At 37.7% G+C, this 18,875-nt stretch carries 16 protein-coding genes; 2 read left to right on the forward strand and 14 right to left on the reverse strand.

Translation table 11 applies throughout. The features are described 5' to 3' along the window. The first annotated feature begins 104 nt into the window (after positions 1-104). Positions 105-1,025 carry a Na/Pi symporter gene (locus tag KHA94_RS14255; protein ID WP_213102792.1) on the forward strand — a complete coding sequence of 307 codons (921 nt, stop codon included), beginning with the start codon at positions 105-107 and terminating at the stop codon, positions 1,023-1,025. Positions 1,026-1,166: 141 nt separating this feature from the next. Here the strand turns inward: KHA94_RS14255 and deoC are convergent, their stop codons facing one another. From deoC to gpr, 13 genes are all read right to left on the reverse strand, one after another. Beyond that, positions 1,167-1,838: a deoxyribose-phosphate aldolase gene (gene deoC / locus KHA94_RS14260; protein ID WP_213102793.1), complete on the reverse strand. Its 672-nt coding sequence runs from the start codon at positions 1,836-1,838 to the stop codon at positions 1,167-1,169. Positions 1,839-2,013: 175 nt separating this feature from the next. Next, the gene (gene mtaB, locus KHA94_RS14265) at positions 2,014-3,366 is read right to left on the reverse strand and encodes a tRNA (N(6)-L-threonylcarbamoyladenosine(37)-C(2))-methylthiotransferase MtaB (protein WP_213102794.1); all 1,353 of its coding nucleotides are present in this window, start codon (positions 3,364-3,366) and stop codon (positions 2,014-2,016) included. Between the two features lie 6 nt (positions 3,367-3,372). After that, positions 3,373-4,122: a 16S rRNA (uracil(1498)-N(3))-methyltransferase gene (locus tag KHA94_RS14270; protein WP_213102795.1), complete on the reverse strand. Its 750-nt coding sequence runs from the start codon at positions 4,120-4,122 to the stop codon at positions 3,373-3,375. Positions 4,123-4,326: 204 nt separating this feature from the next. After that, complete coding sequence (prmA, locus tag KHA94_RS14275; RefSeq protein ID WP_213102796.1) at positions 4,327-5,271, reverse strand: 50S ribosomal protein L11 methyltransferase; 945 nt, start codon at positions 5,269-5,271, stop codon at positions 4,327-4,329. Between the two features lie 21 nt (positions 5,272-5,292). Then, entirely contained in the window at positions 5,293-6,414 is a 1,122-nt protein-coding gene (gene dnaJ / locus KHA94_RS14280) for a molecular chaperone DnaJ (protein WP_213102797.1), read from the reverse strand. Between the two features lie 379 nt (positions 6,415-6,793). After that, complete coding sequence (gene dnaK / locus KHA94_RS14285; RefSeq protein WP_213102798.1) at positions 6,794-8,629, reverse strand: molecular chaperone DnaK; 1,836 nt, start codon at positions 8,627-8,629, stop codon at positions 6,794-6,796. Between the two features lie 27 nt (positions 8,630-8,656). After that, positions 8,657-9,256, reverse strand: a complete 600-nt coding sequence (grpE, locus tag KHA94_RS14290; protein WP_213102799.1) for a nucleotide exchange factor GrpE — start codon at positions 9,254-9,256, stop codon at positions 8,657-8,659. 326 nt (positions 9,257-9,582) lie between these two features. Next, positions 9,583-10,614, reverse strand: a complete 1,032-nt coding sequence (gene hrcA, locus KHA94_RS14295; RefSeq protein WP_213102800.1) for a heat-inducible transcriptional repressor HrcA — start codon at positions 10,612-10,614, stop codon at positions 9,583-9,585. A gap of 92 nt (positions 10,615-10,706) precedes the next feature. After that, positions 10,707-11,840, reverse strand: a complete 1,134-nt coding sequence (gene hemW / locus KHA94_RS14300; protein ID WP_213102801.1) for a radical SAM family heme chaperone HemW — start codon at positions 11,838-11,840, stop codon at positions 10,707-10,709. 371 nt (positions 11,841-12,211) lie between these two features. Beyond that, a complete protein-coding gene (gene lepA, locus KHA94_RS14305; RefSeq protein WP_275950904.1) occupies positions 12,212-14,050 on the reverse strand; it encodes a translation elongation factor 4 in 1,839 nt (612 codons plus the stop codon). 342 nt (positions 14,051-14,392) lie between these two features. Then, positions 14,393-14,725 (reverse strand): YqxA family protein, encoded by a 333-nt coding sequence (locus tag KHA94_RS14310; protein WP_420828171.1) that lies wholly within the window; start codon positions 14,723-14,725, stop codon positions 14,393-14,395. Positions 14,726-14,757: 32 nt separating this feature from the next. Further along, positions 14,758-15,963, reverse strand: a complete 1,206-nt coding sequence (gene spoIIP, locus KHA94_RS14315; RefSeq protein WP_213102804.1) for a stage II sporulation protein P — start codon at positions 15,961-15,963, stop codon at positions 14,758-14,760. A 68-nt stretch (positions 15,964-16,031) separates the two neighbouring features. Next, on the reverse strand, positions 16,032-17,156 hold the full coding sequence (gpr, locus tag KHA94_RS14320; protein ID WP_213102805.1) for a GPR endopeptidase: 1,125 nt from the start codon (positions 17,154-17,156) through the stop codon (positions 16,032-16,034). A 307-nt stretch (positions 17,157-17,463) separates the two neighbouring features. Between gpr and rpsT the strand changes: the two genes are divergently transcribed. Further along, positions 17,464-17,730, forward strand: a complete 267-nt coding sequence (gene rpsT / locus KHA94_RS14325) for a 30S ribosomal protein S20 (RefSeq protein WP_213102806.1) — start codon at positions 17,464-17,466, stop codon at positions 17,728-17,730. An 82-nt stretch (positions 17,731-17,812) separates the two neighbouring features. On the opposite strand, the gene holA is transcribed toward rpsT, so the two are convergent. Then, positions 17,813-18,832 carry a DNA polymerase III subunit delta gene (holA, locus tag KHA94_RS14330; RefSeq protein ID WP_213102807.1) on the reverse strand — a complete coding sequence of 340 codons (1,020 nt, stop codon included), beginning with the start codon at positions 18,830-18,832 and terminating at the stop codon, positions 17,813-17,815. Between the last annotated feature and the right edge of the window lie 43 nt (positions 18,833-18,875).

Below are 18,875 nucleotides of genomic sequence, written 5' to 3' on the forward strand. Positions count from 1 at the left end.
GCTAATAGTAGTAAAATCCCAGATAAACGTGAATGCAAATTTTTTTACTTTTAAAGGCATGTCCTTCCACTCGTTTCCATACAAATAGAGTAGGGGGTGAAAGCTTGACCCAGCTAATCCTATTTGTTGTATTTATTGGGTTATTTATTTATGGAATGACTTTACTAAGGTTAGGTTTATTCAATTTATCTGCTGATTCATTAAAAATTTGGCTGACAAAATTAACTGATACACCATGGAAAGGCTTATTAGCTGGGATTGTCATCACTTGCATTCTACAGAGCAGTTCTGCCGTTATGGTCATTACGATAGGACTTATTTCTACAAGATTGCTTTCATTTCCTCAATCTATTGGAATAATATTAGGTACGAATATTGGCACAACATTAACTACAGAATTAATTACATTTGATATTGAATCATTGCTTGCACCCATTGCTATTATTGGAGCTGCTTTTCTTTTACTTGGTAAGAAAAACCTTCGAAGTATTGGGCTGATCCTTCTCGGTATTGCGTCAGTATTTGCAGCCATGGGTGGTTTTGAATATTTAGCAGGTCCCCTAAGATCAATTGAATTCATTGATGAGTTGCTTATTACATTAGATAATAGTCATATATATAGTATCCTTGCAGGAACATTTATTACTGCAATCATTCAGTCCAGTACAGCTACAACCGGTATCATAATGGGTTTCCTCACAAATGGAGCAATTGAATTAAATACTGGAATAGCCATTATGCTAGGTTCGAATATTGGCACATGTGTAACAGCTTTTCTAGCCTCTATTGGAGCTGGAAAAGAAGCTAGGCTGTCGGCTTACGCTCATATTTGGCTAAATATTCTTGGAGTGTTTGCATTCTATCCATTCATCGGCATACTTACAATAGCTGGAAATCATCTAGCTAATAATCCTGATGTACAGCTGGCACATATAAGTGTCATATTTAATGTCATTTCTTCTCTTATTGTACTTCCTTTTGCAGCGCCATTTGGGAGGCTAATCATTCGAATCCATGATCGCTAATCTATCCACTTATGGTGGCAGGCACCGTAAAAAGGACACTTTTACTCGCTTGCCTATGACTGGTGCCTGATACCCTAAAACATAAGAAAAGCACTCCAATTGTTACTAACAATAAGAGTGCTTATAGTATCCGACATTTTTTTAGTAATCAGAATCGCTTGTTAAACCATTCACGATGGCTGCACCAGAGCTTGCTCCAATTCTTGTAGCCCCAGCTTCAATCATCTTAGCAGCGTCTTCTGCACTTCTTACACCACCAGAAGCCTTAACACCAATTTGGGGACCTACCGTTTTTCTCATAAGGGCGATATCTTCAACCGTCGCTCCGCCAGTGGAAAAGCCTGTTGATGTTTTAACAAAATCTGCTCCAGCTTTAACCGATATTTCGCACGCTTGGACTTTTTCCTCTTCAGAAAGCAAGCAAGTTTCAATGATAACTTTAGTTAAAGCTTTTCCTTTTGCCTCATCTACAACAGCTTGAATATCTCTTTCAACTAATTCAATATCTCCGCCTTTTAATGCTCCGATATTAATGACCATATCAACTTCTGTAGCACCATTTTCAATCGCATTTTTCGTTTCAAATGCCTTTGTTTCAGGCGTAGATGCACCTAAAGGAAAACCGATAACTGTACAAACTTTTACTTCTGTTCCAGCCAGTAATTCACTTGAAAGCTTTACCCATGTCGGATTTACACATACTGATGCAAAATTATATTCCTTTGCTTCTGCACAAATTTTTTCAATTTGATTTTTTGTTGCTTCTGCTTTTAACAATGTATGATCGATCATTTTCGCTATTGATTGTGTCATTTTTTTAATCTCCCTTCAAACAAACTAGTTGTCCGTACCTCTCACATCATATCATGTCAACATAAAAATAGCGAGCAGGAAAACAGCATTTTTCAGTACAACAGAAGCTTTATCTAGCTTATTTTTACCATAAAAAAAGGAATTACTCTAATGTAATTCCTTCTTCATAATCATATTATACAGCCGTTTCTTCGCAATTAGCTATTTCATCTAATACGCGTACAAACTGTCCTTCGTTATATGGATAACCCGCTTTATTAATTTTCACTTTTACAATTTGTCCGACCATTTCCTCCATTGCTGGAAAAACGACTTTTAAATAATTATCGGAATACCCAACATACAGGCCGCTTTTTGCTTCATCCTTGTATTCTTCCTCTGGAATTACTTCGAGAACCTCTCCTTCAAATTGGGAAGCATATTCTTTAGCAAGCTGATCAGATAATGATATTAATCGATGTACACGATCATTTTTTACTTCTTCATCAATTTGGTCTTCCATTCTTTCAGCTGGTGTACCTGTACGTTTTGAATATGGGAAAACATGCAGCTCTGAGAATTTATGCTTTTTAATAAAATTGTATGTTTCCATAAATTCTTCTTCTGTTTCGCCCGGAAAGCCTACAATTACATCTGAAGTAACAGCTAATCCCGGAAGCGCCTCTTTTAAACGATCTAATCGTTCAGCAAAGTATTCCATCGTGTATTTTCTACGCATTCTTTTTAATACTGTATTTGAGCCAGATTGAAGTGGGATATGAAGATGTCTAACAACCATATTGGATTGATTAATTACTTCTATCACTTCGTCAGTAATTTGACTCGCTTCTATTGAAGAGATTCTTATACGCTTCAATCCCTTCACCTGCGCTTCTAAATCTCTTAGTAACATGGCAAGATTGTAATCCTTCATATCTTCTCCATAGCCGCCCGTATGAATCCCTGTTAAGACAATTTCTTTATAGCCGGAATCTACGAGCTGCTGGGCCTGACGGATAACCTCTTTTGGATCTCTGGATCTCATTAATCCACGTGCCCAAGGAATGATGCAGAACGTACAGAAGTTATTACAACCCTCTTGGATTTTTAACGAAGCACGAGTACGATCAGTAAAGGCAGGCACATCAAGCTCCTCGTATACCCGATTCTTCATGATATTTCCTACTCCATTAATCGGCTGACGCTCCTCTTTATATTGCTCAATGTATTCAAGCATCTTTACTCGATCTTGTGTTCCAACGACTATATCTACACCTGGAATTGCCATAATCTCAGCAGGTGATGTTTGTGCATAGCAGCCAGTTACACAAATAACAGCATTTGGATTTTTTCTAATCGCCCTGCGAATCACTTGACGGCTTTTCTTATCACCTGTATTTGTAACAGTACAAGTATTAATAACATAAACATCTGACATAGACTCAAATTCTACTCGTTCATAGCCTGTGTCTTTAAACAATTGCCAAATGGCTTCTGTTTCGTAATGGTTGACCTTGCAACCAAGTGTATGAAATGCAACAGTAGGCATATTATTTCACTCCATTAATTCAAAATGATAGGAAACAGCTGATAAAGCATACAGAGGTGCTGTTTCAGTTCTTAATATGCGAGGACCTAACCCGCATGAATGAAAACCGTGTTCACTAAATAGTGTAACCTCTTGATCAGTTAGCCCGCCTTCAGGTCCGAATACAATCATAAGTGACTGACCATGTTTTATTTCTGTCAAGGTTTTCCCCAAGACAGACTTTTCCCCTCGCTTAGCATCCTCCTCAAAAGCAATTAATCTATAGTCATAGCCCTCACTTACTTTTATCAATGATTTCATATTTTGTGGGCTCATTACTTCAGGAAGAATCATACGATGAGACTGTTCTGCAGCTTCTTTGGCGATTTTTTGCCAGCGTTCTATTTTTTTTGCACCCTTTTTCTCATCCCATTTTACTACTGAGCGTGCTGAAATAAAAGGGATAAACCGATAAGCGCCTAGTTCAGTACCCTTTTGAATAATCCATTCCAACTTATCCCCTTTAGGCAGTCCACTCACAATCGTAATATTAATGGGCAGTTCTGAGGATTCTTCTTCCCATTTTACAACTTCTGCAATCACTTTTTCATCGGTAATTTCTACAATTGAACAAACAGCACTTGATTTCACGGGATCAACACAGATAAGCTGATCACCTTTCTTCATTCTCATTACACGAACGATGTGATGGTAATCATCATTTGAAATGGTAAAACGATTTTCATTTGCAGATTGATTGACAAAATAACGCTGCAAAATCAGCACCTACTTTTCAAAAAAAATAACTTATTAGAAAAACTTAGCATTCGCCAAGTTCAAAAGGCAAATGCTAAGTTTTTTATGCGGTCTTCTTAGCAGTGATTTTATCGACATTCAAATTCACTTTAGTATGCTAATAAACTTATATTAGCTAATTAACTAAAAAGAGGGAACATGTTCTTGGCCCCCCTTTTTTATTAATTAGTACTCTTGTCTTTTTCCAATAATGGCTACCCAATCTTCCATTTGAATCATTTCTTCAATGATAAAACCTGCCCCAGTCATTGCATCCTTAACTTCCTGCTTTTTCTGTTGAATAATACCTGAAGCGATAAAGTAACCGGATTTTTTAACTACTGAAGCAACATCATCCGTAAACTTAAGGATTACTTCTGCTAAAATATTTGCAACAACTATCTCTACTTCATCTTTTACGCCATCTAGCAAATTATTTTGTGCCACGCTGACGACATGATGAACTTTATTCAATTCAATGTTTTCCCGTGCAGAGTTAACAGCCACCTCATCAAGGTCAAGAGCAGTTACTTTTTCAGCACCAAGCATAGCAGCTGCAATACTCAAAACGCCTGAACCAGTACCAACATCAATGATATTATCGCCCTTTTTCACTGTTCTTTCTAATGCTTGAATACACATAACGGTTGTTGGATGGGTTCCAGTTCCAAAAGCCATACCAGGGTCAAGCTCTATGATTAATTCATCACTTGATACAGGTGTATACTCTTCCCATGTAGGTACTATTGTAAACTTTTCAGAAATTTTTACTGGGTGATAATATTTTTTCCAAGCTGTTGCCCATTCTTCTTCATTTACTTCACTAATGCTAATATCATTTTTGCCAATATCAATATTATATAGGAGAAGATTATTGATCTCTTCCTTAATTTCATCGACTGTTTCAGCAAGGAAGCTATTTACAGGCAAATAAGCTTTGACGATTACCCCTTCTTCGGGATAGTCTAATGGATTGAGCTGGTAAATTTCACCGAATTGATCTTTTCTTTCTTTTACAAGTTCAAATGGATCCTCAATAACAACTCCGCTTGCTCCGGCTTCATGCAAAATATTCGAAATCGGTTCGACTGCCTCATTTGTCGTATGGATACTGATTTCTGACCATTTCACTGCTCCCCAACTCCATTTCCATTATTCGCCCTTAAATGCACGTTTCACTTTATCAAAAAAACTTCCTTCTTGTTCGCCTTGAGGTGCTTTACCACTAACCTCTGCGAATTCATGAAGCAATTGCTTTTGTTTTTCTGTTAACTTTGTAGGTGTTACAATTCGAACGATGATATGCTGATCACCTTTTCCGTATCCCCTTACATTTGGGATGCCTTTTTCCTTTAAACGGAATTTCGTACCAGTTTGTGTACCTGCAGGAACCTTTAATTTTATCTTTCCATAAAGGGTAGGGACTTCGATTTCATCCCCTAAAGCAGCTTGAACGAATGTAATTGGCATTTCGCAGTAAACATCATCTCCATCACGTTCAAAAAACTCATGAGATCGTACATGGAAAACGACATAAAGGTCTCCTGAAGGACCACCATTTACTCCTGGCTCCCCCTGCCCAGCTACACGCAGCTGCTGGCCATCATCAATCCCTGCAGGAATTTTCACAGAAATTTTCCGGCGTTTCTTCACTTTACCTGCACCATGACATGTAGAACATTTATGCTTAATTTGCTTTCCTGTTCCTCCGCAATGATTACATGTTCTGCGATTAACAATTTTACCGAATGGCGTATTTTGCTCAACATTAATTTGACCAGAACCATGGCAGTGGCCGCATGTATCTGGTTTTGTTCCAGGTTTTGCACCTGATCCGTTACAGGTTTCACATGTTTCTTCACGCGGTATTTCAACGTCTGTTTCTTTACCAAAAACTGCATCCTCAAAAGATAAGGTCAATGTGTATTGCAAATCAGATCCTTGTCTTGGTGCATTTGGATCTCGTCTTCGTGAACCACCACCACCAAAGAAGGTACTAAAGATGTCTTCAAAGCCGCCAAAACCTTCAAAACCACCGCCGCCAAAGCCTTGATTAGGATCTGTATGGCCAAACTGGTCGTAATGAGCCTTTTTTTGATCATCACTTAATACTTCATAGGCTTCCTTCACTTCTTTAAATTTTTCATCTGCACCCGGTTCTTTATTAATGTCTGGGTGATATTGCTTTGACAGCTTTCGATAAGCCTTTTTTATTTCATCCTTCGATGCACTTTTACTGACACCAAGGACTTCATAGTAATCCCTTTTACTCATGATTACCACTCCCCGATCTTTTCACATGAAAATTATTTTAACACTCTCTATTTGTTTTGTACAATAGGAAAAGCGGAGGCACCTTGACCAGGGGCAACAAGCATAAGACGAGACAGCGAAAAGGTTGTTCTTTAACCTTCTTGATGGATCGGCTTAGACCTCCGACGTAAAGGATGTACTAGTGCCGACGTTGCCACAGGACGTGGCGTATTTAGTCGGCAAGCCCATAGGCGCAGGAGCTAGACAATAAGAACAGCGGAGGCGCCTTGATCACTTTTAATTTATTAAAACTTTGCGTTCGCCAAAACCTTTTTTTAGCCAAAATAAAAGCCAAAGCCAAGAATTCCCTGACTTTGACTTTTACTAGAGAGAAATTGACTTATTTATCGTCTTTAACCTCTTCAAATTCTGCGTCAACTACATTGTCATCATTGCCTTTTCCACTATCTTGTCCTTCTGCTCCTTGAGCAGATTGAGCTTGCTTAGCTGCTTCTTCGTAAAGCTTCATTGTTAAAGCTTGAACGATTTCTTGAAGTGCATCCTTCTTTGCTTTGATTTCTTCTAAATCATTCTTTTCAATCGCAGCTTTTAAAGCATCCTTCGCTTCATTTGCTTTAGCAACTTCAGCTTCGTCCACTTTGCCTTCAAGGTCCTTTAACGTCTTTTCAGTCGTAAAGACTAGCTGATCTGCTTCATTTCGAAGCTCTACTTCTTCCTTAAGCTTCTTATCTGCTTCAGCGTTTTCTTCTGCTTCTCTTACCATTTTATCAATTTCTTCATCAGATAAGCCTGTTGAAGATTTAATTGTAATGGCTTGCTCTTTATTTGTCCCAAGGTCTTTCGCACGTACATTCACAATACCGTTTTTATCGATATCGAAAGAAACTTCGATTTGCGGAATTCCTCTTGGTGCTGGAGGAATATCGCCTAATTGGAAGCGGCCTAAAGTTTTATTGTCCGATGCCATTGGACGTTCTCCTTGTAACACGTGAATATCTACTGCTGATTGATTATCAGCTGCTGTAGAGAATACTTGTGATTTAGAAGTTGGGATTGTCGTATTTCGGTCAATTAGCTTTGTAAATACCCCGCCCATTGTTTCAATACCAAGTGAAAGTGGTGTAACGTCCAGTAGAACGACATCTTTAACGTCACCAGAGATAACTCCGCCTTGGATCGCAGCTCCCATCGCAACTACTTCATCAGGGTTAACGCCTCTATGAGGCTCTTTGCCTGTTTCTTTCTTAATTGCCTCTTGTACAGCAGGGATACGTGTAGATCCTCCTACAAGAATTACTTTATCGATCTCTGAAGGAGATAGTCCCGCATCCTTTAATGCTTGACGAGTTGGTCCCATCGTACCTTCAACTAAGTCACTTGAAAGTTCTTCAAATTTCGCTCTTGATAAAGTTACTTCAAGATGAAGAGGACCTGATGGACCCGCAGTGATAAACGGCAAGGAAATTTGGGTAGATGTTACACCTGAAAGATCCTTTTTCGCCTTTTCTGCTGCATCTTTTAAACGCTGAGCAGCCATTTTATCTTTGGATAGATCAATGCCATTTTCCTTTTTAAATTCTTCAACTAAATAGTCTATAATAACTTGGTCGAAGTCGTCTCCACCAAGACGGTTATCACCCGCAGTTGATTTTACTTCGAATACTCCGTCTCCAAGCTCTAGAATGGAAACGTCAAATGTTCCGCCCCCAAGGTCATATACAAGAATTGTTTGATCTTCATCTGTTTTATCCATTCCATAAGCTAATGCAGCAGCTGTAGGCTCGTTTATAATACGCTCAACTTCTAACCCTGCGATCTTACCTGCATCCTTTGTAGCTTGACGTTCAGCATCATTAAAGTAAGCTGGTACTGTAATAACAGCTTTTGTTACATTTTCTCCAAGATAATCTTCTGCATACGATTTTAAATATTGAAGAATAATCGCTGAAATCTCTTGTGGCGTATATTCTTTACCTTCTGCTTCAACTTTATGAGCTGTACCCATATGGCGTTTAACAGACATAATCGTATTTGGATTTGTAATAGATTGGCGTTTTGCTACTTCGCCGACCTGGCGTTCACCATTTTTAAAAGCAACAACAGAAGGTGTTGTACGGTTACCTTCTGGATTTGGAATAACTTTTGCTTCTCCGCCTTCTAATACGGAAACACATGAGTTTGTAGTACCTAAATCGATTCCAATAATTTTGCTCATGTTTTTTTACCTCCCCAATTTATGTAATTATTGATTAACTTTCACCATTGCTGGACGAATCACTCTGTCCTTTAAGATATAGCCCTTTTGAAATTCTTCTACAACAGTATTTGATTCAAAGCCTTCAACCTCCACTTGCATAACTGCCTGGTGGATATGAGGGTCAAATTCTTTCCCAACTGATTCTATTTGCTCTGCCCCTTCATTTTTAAGAGCTTCTAATAGGCTGCGGTAAACCATTTCCATCCCTTGAAGGACAGATTTAACTTGTTCGTTATCAGTCTCCATTTGAAGTGCTCTTTCAAAGTTGTCAATAGCAGGTAATAAATCAGAAATTAACTTTTGTGCTCTATATTTTTCAGACGCTTCTATATCTAATCTTGCTCTACGTCTAGAGTTATCAAAATCAGCCTGAAGACGGATATATCGATTTTCAGCATCTGCTAGTTTAGCTTCCAATTCAGCTGATTTATTTAATACTGCCTTTAGCTGATTTTCATGAGAAGCTTCTGCTTCCTCAGAACCTACAGCATCAGCTGCTTCCAACTCTTCATGTTCCATTGTTTTTTCGGCTTGGTTATACTCTTGAGTTGTCTCTTCGTTTAAAATGGTTTTTTCATCTGCCAACTTTTTTCACCTCCCCATAAGAATATTTAAACTCCTGATAAAGTGAAACTTCCATCAGTGGGGGTTTTTCGACGCACAGGACGTGCTAGTGCCGACGTTGCCACAGGACTTGGCGTTCTTAGTCGGCTTTCATCCCCCACTGATGGCTAGTTGAACCAATCGGGCCTTTACGGGCAGTTGATCCCCCACTTAGATTTCTTTGATTCTCTCGCAACCTTGAAGTGGGGGGCTTACTGCCCGTTAATCTGCGATAAATCTATAACAGACATAGGGAAAGGGATGGAGATCAATCGTATTGCCCCATCCTTATACAATTTTTTAAAGCGTCAATTCCTTTGATACAGTTTGGTTAATACCGATGACAAGTCTGAACTAATATAATTTAATAGACTAATGACTCGTGAATATTCCATTCTTGTCGGACCTAATATTGCGATCGTTCCTAGCTGTTCTGTTCCAATAGAGTAGGTGGCTGTAATGAGACTGCAATTTTCCATTGCAGAATTATTATTTTCTTTACCTATTTTAATATTGATCCCAGTCTTATTTTTTCGTATGAGATCATAAATACTATCTTCTTGTTCAATCATTTCCATCAAGCTTTTAATCTTATCTAAATCGTGAAATTCCGGCTGGCTCAGCATATTAGATTTCCCGCCAAAGAATAATTTTTCATGTACAGGAATTTTGAGCGAATCGGCAATTGAATGGAGAATGTAATCGTAATTATTAATATGCTGCCTTAAAAGAATTGCAACCTCTTTATACATTTTGTCATTCAAGCTTTCAATTGGTACACCTGATAGGCGATCATTTAAAATATTTACTAATTTTTCAAGCTCGTTAGCATCCATGGATTCTGGTATTTGAAACATGCGATTTTCTACTAGACCTGAATCCGTTATGATAATTGCAATTGCCGTCTGATTATTTAATGGGACAATTTGAATTTTCTTCAATTTGTTTTCCTTAACAGCCGGCCCCAAAACAATTGAAGTATAATTTGTAAGCTCAGATAAAATCTTTGCGGATTTTTGCACAATCTTTTCCAATTCAAAAATTCTCTCCGCGAAAACCGATTTTAACTTGTGGACATCATGGTGATTTAGTTGTTGAGGAGAAAGCAAATGATCCACATAATATCGATATCCTCTTTCCGAAGGAATTCTTCCTGATGAGGTGTGTGTTTTTTCAATAAACCCCAGCTCTTCTAAATCAGCCATTTCATTACGGATAGTCGCAGAGCTAAATGCTATTTTGTCCTTTTTCGACAAACTTCTTGAACCGACTGGCTGCGCAGATTGAATAAAATCATCAACAATTACTTGAAATATCAATAATTGACGATCAGTCAACACAGTTATCACCTCTGTTAGCACTCCCTACATGTGAGTGCTAATTCTACTAATAAATTATCAAATCAAGAGTTTTGTGTCAATAAAAAACGATTTTACTTTAAAAAAGATTGAAACACTTCATTTCCTAGGAAACGACCTTTTTTCGTTAACTTAATAAAATTGTCTGATACCCTAATTAATTCACGATCACTAAGCTCTCGCAATTCCTTACTAAATAAATCAAGCGGATTTTCAGCAAATTTCCCTATAAATCGAGATATGGATACTCCATCTGTTTTTCTTAAACCTAAAAACATTTCCTCTTCTATTTGCTCTTTTACTGTCACATGATGCTTATCAATAATCGGCATTATTCCTTGACTTAGAGCTTCCATATATTTTTTTAGTGGACCATGATTAGAAATACGATTGCCATTCACATATCCATGAGCACCTGCACCAAAACCGTAATACCATTCATTATTCCAATAGGTTAAATTATGCCTGCTTTCATAGCCAGGTTTGGAAAAGTTGCTAATCTCATATTGCCTGAATCCGTGCTTATCCATCTCTTCCATTAATAATTCGTACATCTCAGCTTCAATATCTTCTCCAGGTGTTGGCAGCTGACCTTTTCTCATTAAATTATAAAAAACAGTTTTCGGCTCTATGATTAAAGAATACCCAGAATAGTGCATTATATTTAAGCTAAATGAAGTTTCGAGTGTTTCCTTAAAATCCTCTAAGGTTTGCCCTGGCAGACTATAGATAAGATCAATGCTAATATTTTCAAAGCCAGTACGTTTTGCCGATTCTACTGAGTGAAAGACATCTTTTGCACGATGAGCTCGTCCAATTTTCTTTAATAATTCATCATTAAACGTTTGCACACCGAAGCTAATTCTATTAACACCAGCATCATATAAAATCTTTAGCTTTTCTTCAGACAAGTCCCCTGGATTAGCTTCAAAAGTAAACTCTGATCTTTCGTTATACGGCAAATGCTCCCTAATCATGCTGCACAACTTTTCTAGCTGTCGTTCATTTAACGCTGTTGGAGTTCCGCCACCAATAAAAATCGAATGTAAGTGATGAGTCGGTGTTTCATGTAAGGTTAGCTCCATCTCTTTTCCTAGTAAGTCAAGGTATTCATCTACTGGCTGTCCTTTTAAATAGAATTTATTAAAATCACAGTAATGACAAATATGCTCACAAAACGGAATATGAATATATGCTGCTTTAATCAAATTCTCACAACCTTTTATTAAAAACTAATAAAGTGAAACTTCCATCAGTGGGGGTTTTCCGAAGAACAGGATGTGCTAGTGCAGACGTTACGACAGGACGTCGTGTCTTTAGTCTGCGTTCATCCCCCACTGATGGTTAGTTGCGGCCCACAGGAAGTGGGTCACGCAGACGTTGCCACACGATGTAGCGCTTTTAGTCTGTGTTCATTTTATGGGCCTTTACGGGAAGTTGATCCCCCACTTAGGTTTCTTTGATTCTCTCGCAAACTTGAAGTGGGGGTCTTACTGCCCGTTAATCTGCGATAAAGTAAAAAGAGGCTAGACTTGCTTTTACTAAAAAAGCATATCCAACCTCCCCATACAAATCAATTTTATTGTTTCTTCGACCCAGTATCATCCATTTTCAACACAGCCATAAATGCTTCCTGTGGTACTTCAACAGACCCAACTTGCTTCATACGCTTTTTACCTTCTTTTTGCTTTTCTAAAAGTTTTCGTTTTCGGGAAATGTCACCGCCATAGCATTTAGCTAATACGTTTTTCCCCATTGATTTAATCGTAGAACGCGCAATAATCTTCTGACCTATTGCTGCTTGAACAGGAACCTCGAATTGTTGACGAGGGATTAGTTCCTTCAGTTTTTCTACGATTACTTTTCCACGGTCATATGCAAAATCATTATGGACAATAAAGCTTAAGGCATCCACTTTTTCCGCATTTAAAAGAATATCCATTTTCACAAGTTTGGAAGGCTTATAGCCAATTAATTCATAGTCAAAGGAAGCATATCCTTTTGTATTTGATTTAAGCTGATCAAAGAAATCATACACAATTTCAGATAATGGTATTTCATACGTAATATTTACACGCGTCTCATCCATATATTGCATATCAATAAAGATGCCGCGCTTTTCCTGGCAAAGCTCCATGATCGCCCCAACATAGTCATTTGGTGCCATCATTGTTGCTTTTACATACGGCTCCTCAATACGATCAATTTTTTGTGGATCAGGCATTTTGGATGGGTTATCAATTTTAATATTTGACCCATCTGTCATTATCACATCGTATATTACACTTGGTGCTGTAGTAATTAAGTCAATTTTGAATTCACGTTCAATCCGCTCTTGAATAATTTCCATATGAAGCAGACCTAAAAATCCGCAGCGGAAACCGAATCCGAGTGCTTGAGACGTTTCAGGCTCAAACTGAAGGGCCGAATCATTTAATTCTAGCTTTTCAAGCGCATCGCGCAGATCGTTAAACTTTGCACTGTCAATTGGATATAATCCGCAATACACCATTGGATTTAATTTACGGTATCCAGGAAGTGGCTCAGTTGCCCCATTTTTTGCATTTGTAATGGTATCCCCAACCCGAGTATCGCCAACATTTTTGATTGAAGCAGTTAAGAACCCAACATCTCCAACAGTCAGTTCATCAAGGACTTGTGCTTTAGGTGAAAAGACACCTACTTCAACAACTTCAAATTCCTTACCAGTTGCCATCATTCTAATTTTATCCCCGGCTTTTACTGTTCCATCAACCACCCTAATATAGGCGATAACACCGCGATAAGCGTCGAATAATGAGTCGAAAATGAGGGCCTTTAAAGGAGCGTCTGGATCCCCAGTTGGAGCATGCACTTTCTCAACTACCTGTTCTAAAATTTCCTCGATCCCAATTCCTGCCTTTGCAGAAGCAAGGACTGCTTCTGAAGCATCAAGACCGATCACTTCTTCAATTTCATTTCGAACACGTTCTGGATCTGCACTCGGAAGGTCAATTTTATTAATAATCGGTAAGATTTCAAGATCATTATCAAGCGCTAAATATACATTCGCCAGTGTTTGCGCTTCAATTCCCTGTGCTGCATCTACGACAAGAATCGCCCCTTCACAGGCAGCAAGGCTACGAGACACCTCATAGGTAAAATCGACATGCCCAGGTGTATCAATGAGATGGAATGTATAAACTTCGCCATCTTTTGCTTTATATTTTAATTGAACGGAATTTAATTTTATCGTAATCCCACGTTCTCTTTCTAAATCCATGGAATCTAGAAGTTGATTTTTCATTTCCCTTGAAGTTAAAGCATTTGTTTTTTCCAAAATACGGTCAGCTAATGTTGACTTTCCATGATCGATATGTGCGATGATGGAAAAATTTCGAATTTTGGATTGTCTTTTAAGTCTTTCTTCTCTATTCATCATTTCACTCCTACTAAGAAAAGCGCAAGCGCCTTGATCACCCCCGACAAGCATAAGACAAGCCTCTCGGAAAGGTGTTCTTTACCTTTCTGGGAGGATTGGCTTATGACCTCGAGGGGGTAGGCGCTGGAGCTAGACATTTCTCAAACTCATGAAAACTTATACTTTCTTATCTTTTAAGAAAAGCGCAAGCGCCTTCATTACCCTGACAAGAGGGGGCCTAAATTTGTCAACATGCACTATTTTTTGATTATAGCAGTCCGTTTATGAAGATTCAATGCTAGTCCTAGAGAAAGAGTTCGGTTTTTTTCAAAAATAAAAAACGACTACATGAAGCAGCCGCTAATTACCGGTAATGAGATCGGTTATGAAAGTAATCGTGGATTCTGATAGATTCGAAATACCTTCTGAGAGCTTTTTACCCACTGTGGAAAAGAAATTAAAAGATTTCATCTCTTCAAGTTTTTCCTTTTTTTGCTGAAGATCATGACTAGATACATCCTTTCCAAGAATGGATGCTTGCACCTGTCCATCCTTTCCTTCTTGAAAAGTGAATGCCCCTTTAAGATTAGAATCATGGTAACCCTTCATATTTTGAATGCCTTCATTTGCCTGCTGCATACCGAATAGAACGGCCATGAACATGAGTGACACAAGGATAAAACTTTTTAGCATGAACCATTTCAAAACCGATCACCTTTTCTTAATTATTTCTTATCATTCTGTTCATTTACCGGCTTATTAACCTCTTCAGCCTGCCAATAGAATTCACTGAATACATCTGCTAAAGCCTCTGCCGAACGATTTAATTCTTCAAATGTATTATCTACACCGCCAAATTCAATTAGCATGGCGTTTTCTGATAAATCCTGATTGTAGATTCCATTGTTATCCGGACCTTGCTGTGGCAAAATCCCCCTACTTAAACCCTTATATTTTTTTTCAAGTCTTTTATGCAATTCATTAGCGAGACGAACATTTTTTTCATAGTTTGGATGTTCTGTTCCAATTACAAAAGCTAGCTTTGCATATGATTTCCCATTGATCTCCAGCGTTGTATGCTCTTTTCTTCTGGCATCTCGATGGATATCGATAAAATAAGTTAAATTTCTATCACCAGCTGTAGCTGCTTGTACAACTGATCTTGATTCCTTATAGGATCGCGGATATTTCCAACCCTTTTTAACAAGATTTCCTTGAACATCCGTTTTATCAACCGTTGTCCCAATACCTTTGCTTTCTAGCGCTTCTTTTAGCTTATCGCCAATTTTCGTGACGTTTACTTTAGAATGTTGCGCATCATTTGGATTAGTCACTCCTTTTAAATACGGAAGAAAGGATTCTCTGTTATGTGTAAAATAAACATATACTACCTTTCGATCCCCAGTCGTATTTAATGGCTTTCCTGAAGATTCCTCTCCTGACGATTTATCTAAATCCTCGATATTTTGCAATGTTGCTTCTTGCTCTGCCATTAAAATCTCAAGGGGGGGAGCAGATTCAAAGGGCATATTTGTATAGTTTGTCCCCTCACCTGCGACAATTATTTTCTTATCATAAAGTGAAAAATACGGTAATTCATTTCCAAGCAGGCTTCTTGGATCATCCAAGTTAATATTGGTTGAAAGCTTTAAAAAAATATTCGTCAAGGTTGGTGAATTAGATGAATCATCTATTCCCTTCGTAAAATGATGATTCTCCCAACCTAGAAAATGATAGAGCATTTCTCCTGTTATTTTATTGGCCGCAGTATTCACAGAAGAAGAACTAATTCTGTATTCAGGTTTTAACGATGTTATAACGCCGCTTATTGAAAAAATCATCAGTAGGAACAAAAGGAAACCGCCTATTATTTTTATCAAGGTTGTCCCTTGTATAAAAACAATGTATCCATTTGTTTTTAAAGGTTTCATCTTTCCACCCCTCTTTGCAAGTCTAGTAATTCATATGACTTTGCTAGGAAAGATAGAACAGAAAAAAATTATCTTGTGTAAAATCCAGCGTTTTTTTGATTAACATTATGATGAAGTGCTGCGTTTAACCCATTTGCTAAGAGATTTGCCATATCCTCAATAAATACATCGACTTCTTTCGGTGTCACCATCAGATTGTGACCAAGGGGAGATAAAACCTCGTATATTAATTTTCTTTTTTCTTCTTCTGGCAATGTTCCAATCATGCCAAGAAATGTCTTTTTATGATGTTCCTCAGGTAAATCTTCATCAGTGAGCTTTCTTCGTTCCCCAAAGCTCATTCCCGCCGGTGCTAATGCTCTTGATGGCCTGTCTCCCTCTCGTATTTCTTTCCCGAAATGTTTTAAAATATAGTCAATCGTATCACTCGTAATCGAAACAGCATCCACAACTGTCGGCACTCCAATCGCAATCACGGGAATTCCAAGCGTTTCCTTGCTAATTTCTTTTCTTTTATTCCCTACACCTGAACCAGGATGAATGCCGGTATCCGAAATTTGAATAGTAGAATTCACCCTTTCAATTGAACGAGATGCAAGTGCATCAATGGCAATGACGAAGTCTGGTTTTATTTTTTCAACTATACCAAGTATAATATCGCTTGTTTCTATTCCTGTAAGCCCCATAACTCCAGGTGCAACGGCACTGACCGGTCGATATCCTTCTTCTACACTTTCGGGCTGCAGTTGATAGAGGTGGCGTGTGACAAGCAGGTTCTCACATACTTGAGGCCCTAATGCATCTGGTGTCACATTCCAATTACCTAAACCAACAACTAAACAGGAGGCGTCGTCTGTAATTCCAAGATGCTTCAAAAACTGAGAAAGCTCCATCGATAATAATTCAACAACCTTTTTTTGCATCACTGTATCTTGCTGCCGAATCCCAATGGCTTCTATTGTTAAATATTTTCCTTCCTTTTTTCCTATAGATTGCGCTCCCTCTTTTGTTACCTCAACGTATGATACTTTCATATCATCCTCTTCTTTTTCCTTTATAATAACCCCTTCTAATTGTGAAAGGTTTTCCTGCTCCTGGACATGTTTCTTACGATCATCTATGACCATTTCACGAGCTTCAATGGCTAAATCTGTTCTAATCGAGTATTTACTTAAATCCAATGATTCTTCCATATAGAACCCCTCGCCTTTTGATTAATAATATGTTTTGCATTCATTCTTGCAATTCGAATATGAATAACCAAACAAGTTTCTATGATCTATCCTTTCCTTTTTCTAGCAGAATCATTCCTAATCATTTGGCATTGAGATTTTCTTAGCTTCATTGAAAGGGTGAGCAATCCTTATGCAATTTAAAAGCTGAGTATTGCAATATAACCAAGTGTTTGATAAAATATCACTTGTTCTTAATAATTGATTGTTAATGAATGTGAAAGTCGAGTTTATATAATCTCGATGCTGTTTGCGGGAGGTGAATGGAATGCCAAATATTAAATCTGCTATTAAGCGTGTTAAAACAAACGAAGCAAAAAACGCTCAAAACACTATCGCTAAGTCTGCAATGCGTACAGCTGTTAAAAAGGTTGATGCTGCTATCGTAAATAACGATGCTGCTGCTGCAAAGGAAACTTTCGCTGCTGCTGCTAGTAAACTAGACAAAGCTGCTGCTAAAGGTCTTATCCACAAAAATGCTGTTGCTCGTAAAAAGTCTCGTTTAATGAAAAAAATGAACACTTTAAACGCTTAAGTTTTAAGATGATGGCTATCTTAAATAGATAGCCTTTTTATATTGAAAAAAACGACCTGATATGGTCGTTTTTTCATTCATATTATTGGTGATGTAAACGGAATAAAAACATTTCAATGAGCAATTCCTTATTCATTCCACCCGTTTTCATTTGATAATCTGTTTCAGCTAAGCTTTTCATAATATGTGTGAGTTCTTTATCTCCGAAGACATTAGCTTGTCCCGCAGCTAGCTTAATACGAAATGGATGAACTTTTAAATGTCCCGCAATCTGCTGCTGCCCGTATCCTCTTCTGGCGAGTTCCTTTACTTGATAAATAAGCCTAAATTGTCCAGTAATAATCGATAGAATTTTTATCGGTTCTTCATTCTGTTTTAGTAAATCATAATAAATCCTTAATGCCTCTTCAATTTTGCGGTTTACAATTTTATCAATTAGCGTAAATATATTCTGTTCTAACGAGCGAGAAACTAAATTTTCTACTATATGTACATTAATTCGATTACCAGAACCAGAATATAAAGCAAGTTTATCAATTTCACTCGTTAGCATAAATAAATTTGTCCCAGCTAGAGACAGTATTAATTCAACAGCATCCTCTTCTATTTCCACATGATTTAATGCTGCACGCTCTTTAATCCAAGATTTTAACTCTACTTCGTTCAACTTTTTTGCTTCTAGGATTGAAGCATTTCTTTTTAATTCTTTTGTAATCTTTTTTCGTTCATCCAATTTCTCATAAGGTGCAATGAAAACAAGTACAGTGAAAGGAGAGGGTTCTTTAATATACGCCCCCAATTTAGACAAATTATGCTCGACTTTTTCTTTCGTTTTTTCAGAGGTTAAGAAAGCAGGGTTTTGTAAAAAAATTAGTTTTCTTTCTCCCATAAAAGGAAAAGTTTCAGCATCTTCAAGTGCAATATCAATAGGCGTTTCCTCTAAATCATAAGAAAAAAGATTAAAATCCATTTCTTCCTCATCCAGCAAATGATTGATTAAATGCTGCCTTGTTTCATTAATAAGAAATGATTCTACTCCGTATAATAAATAAATAGGAGCAAACTTTTTAGCTTTTATTTGTTTCCATAAATCAAAAACCACTGAATTTCGCTCCGTTCACATTAGGATACTTTACCTTTTATCC

Origin of the sequence: Cytobacillus citreus, from assembly GCF_018343665.1 — a bacterium.
GTDB lineage: Bacteria > Bacillota > Bacilli > Bacillales > Cytobacillaceae > Cytobacillus > Cytobacillus citreus.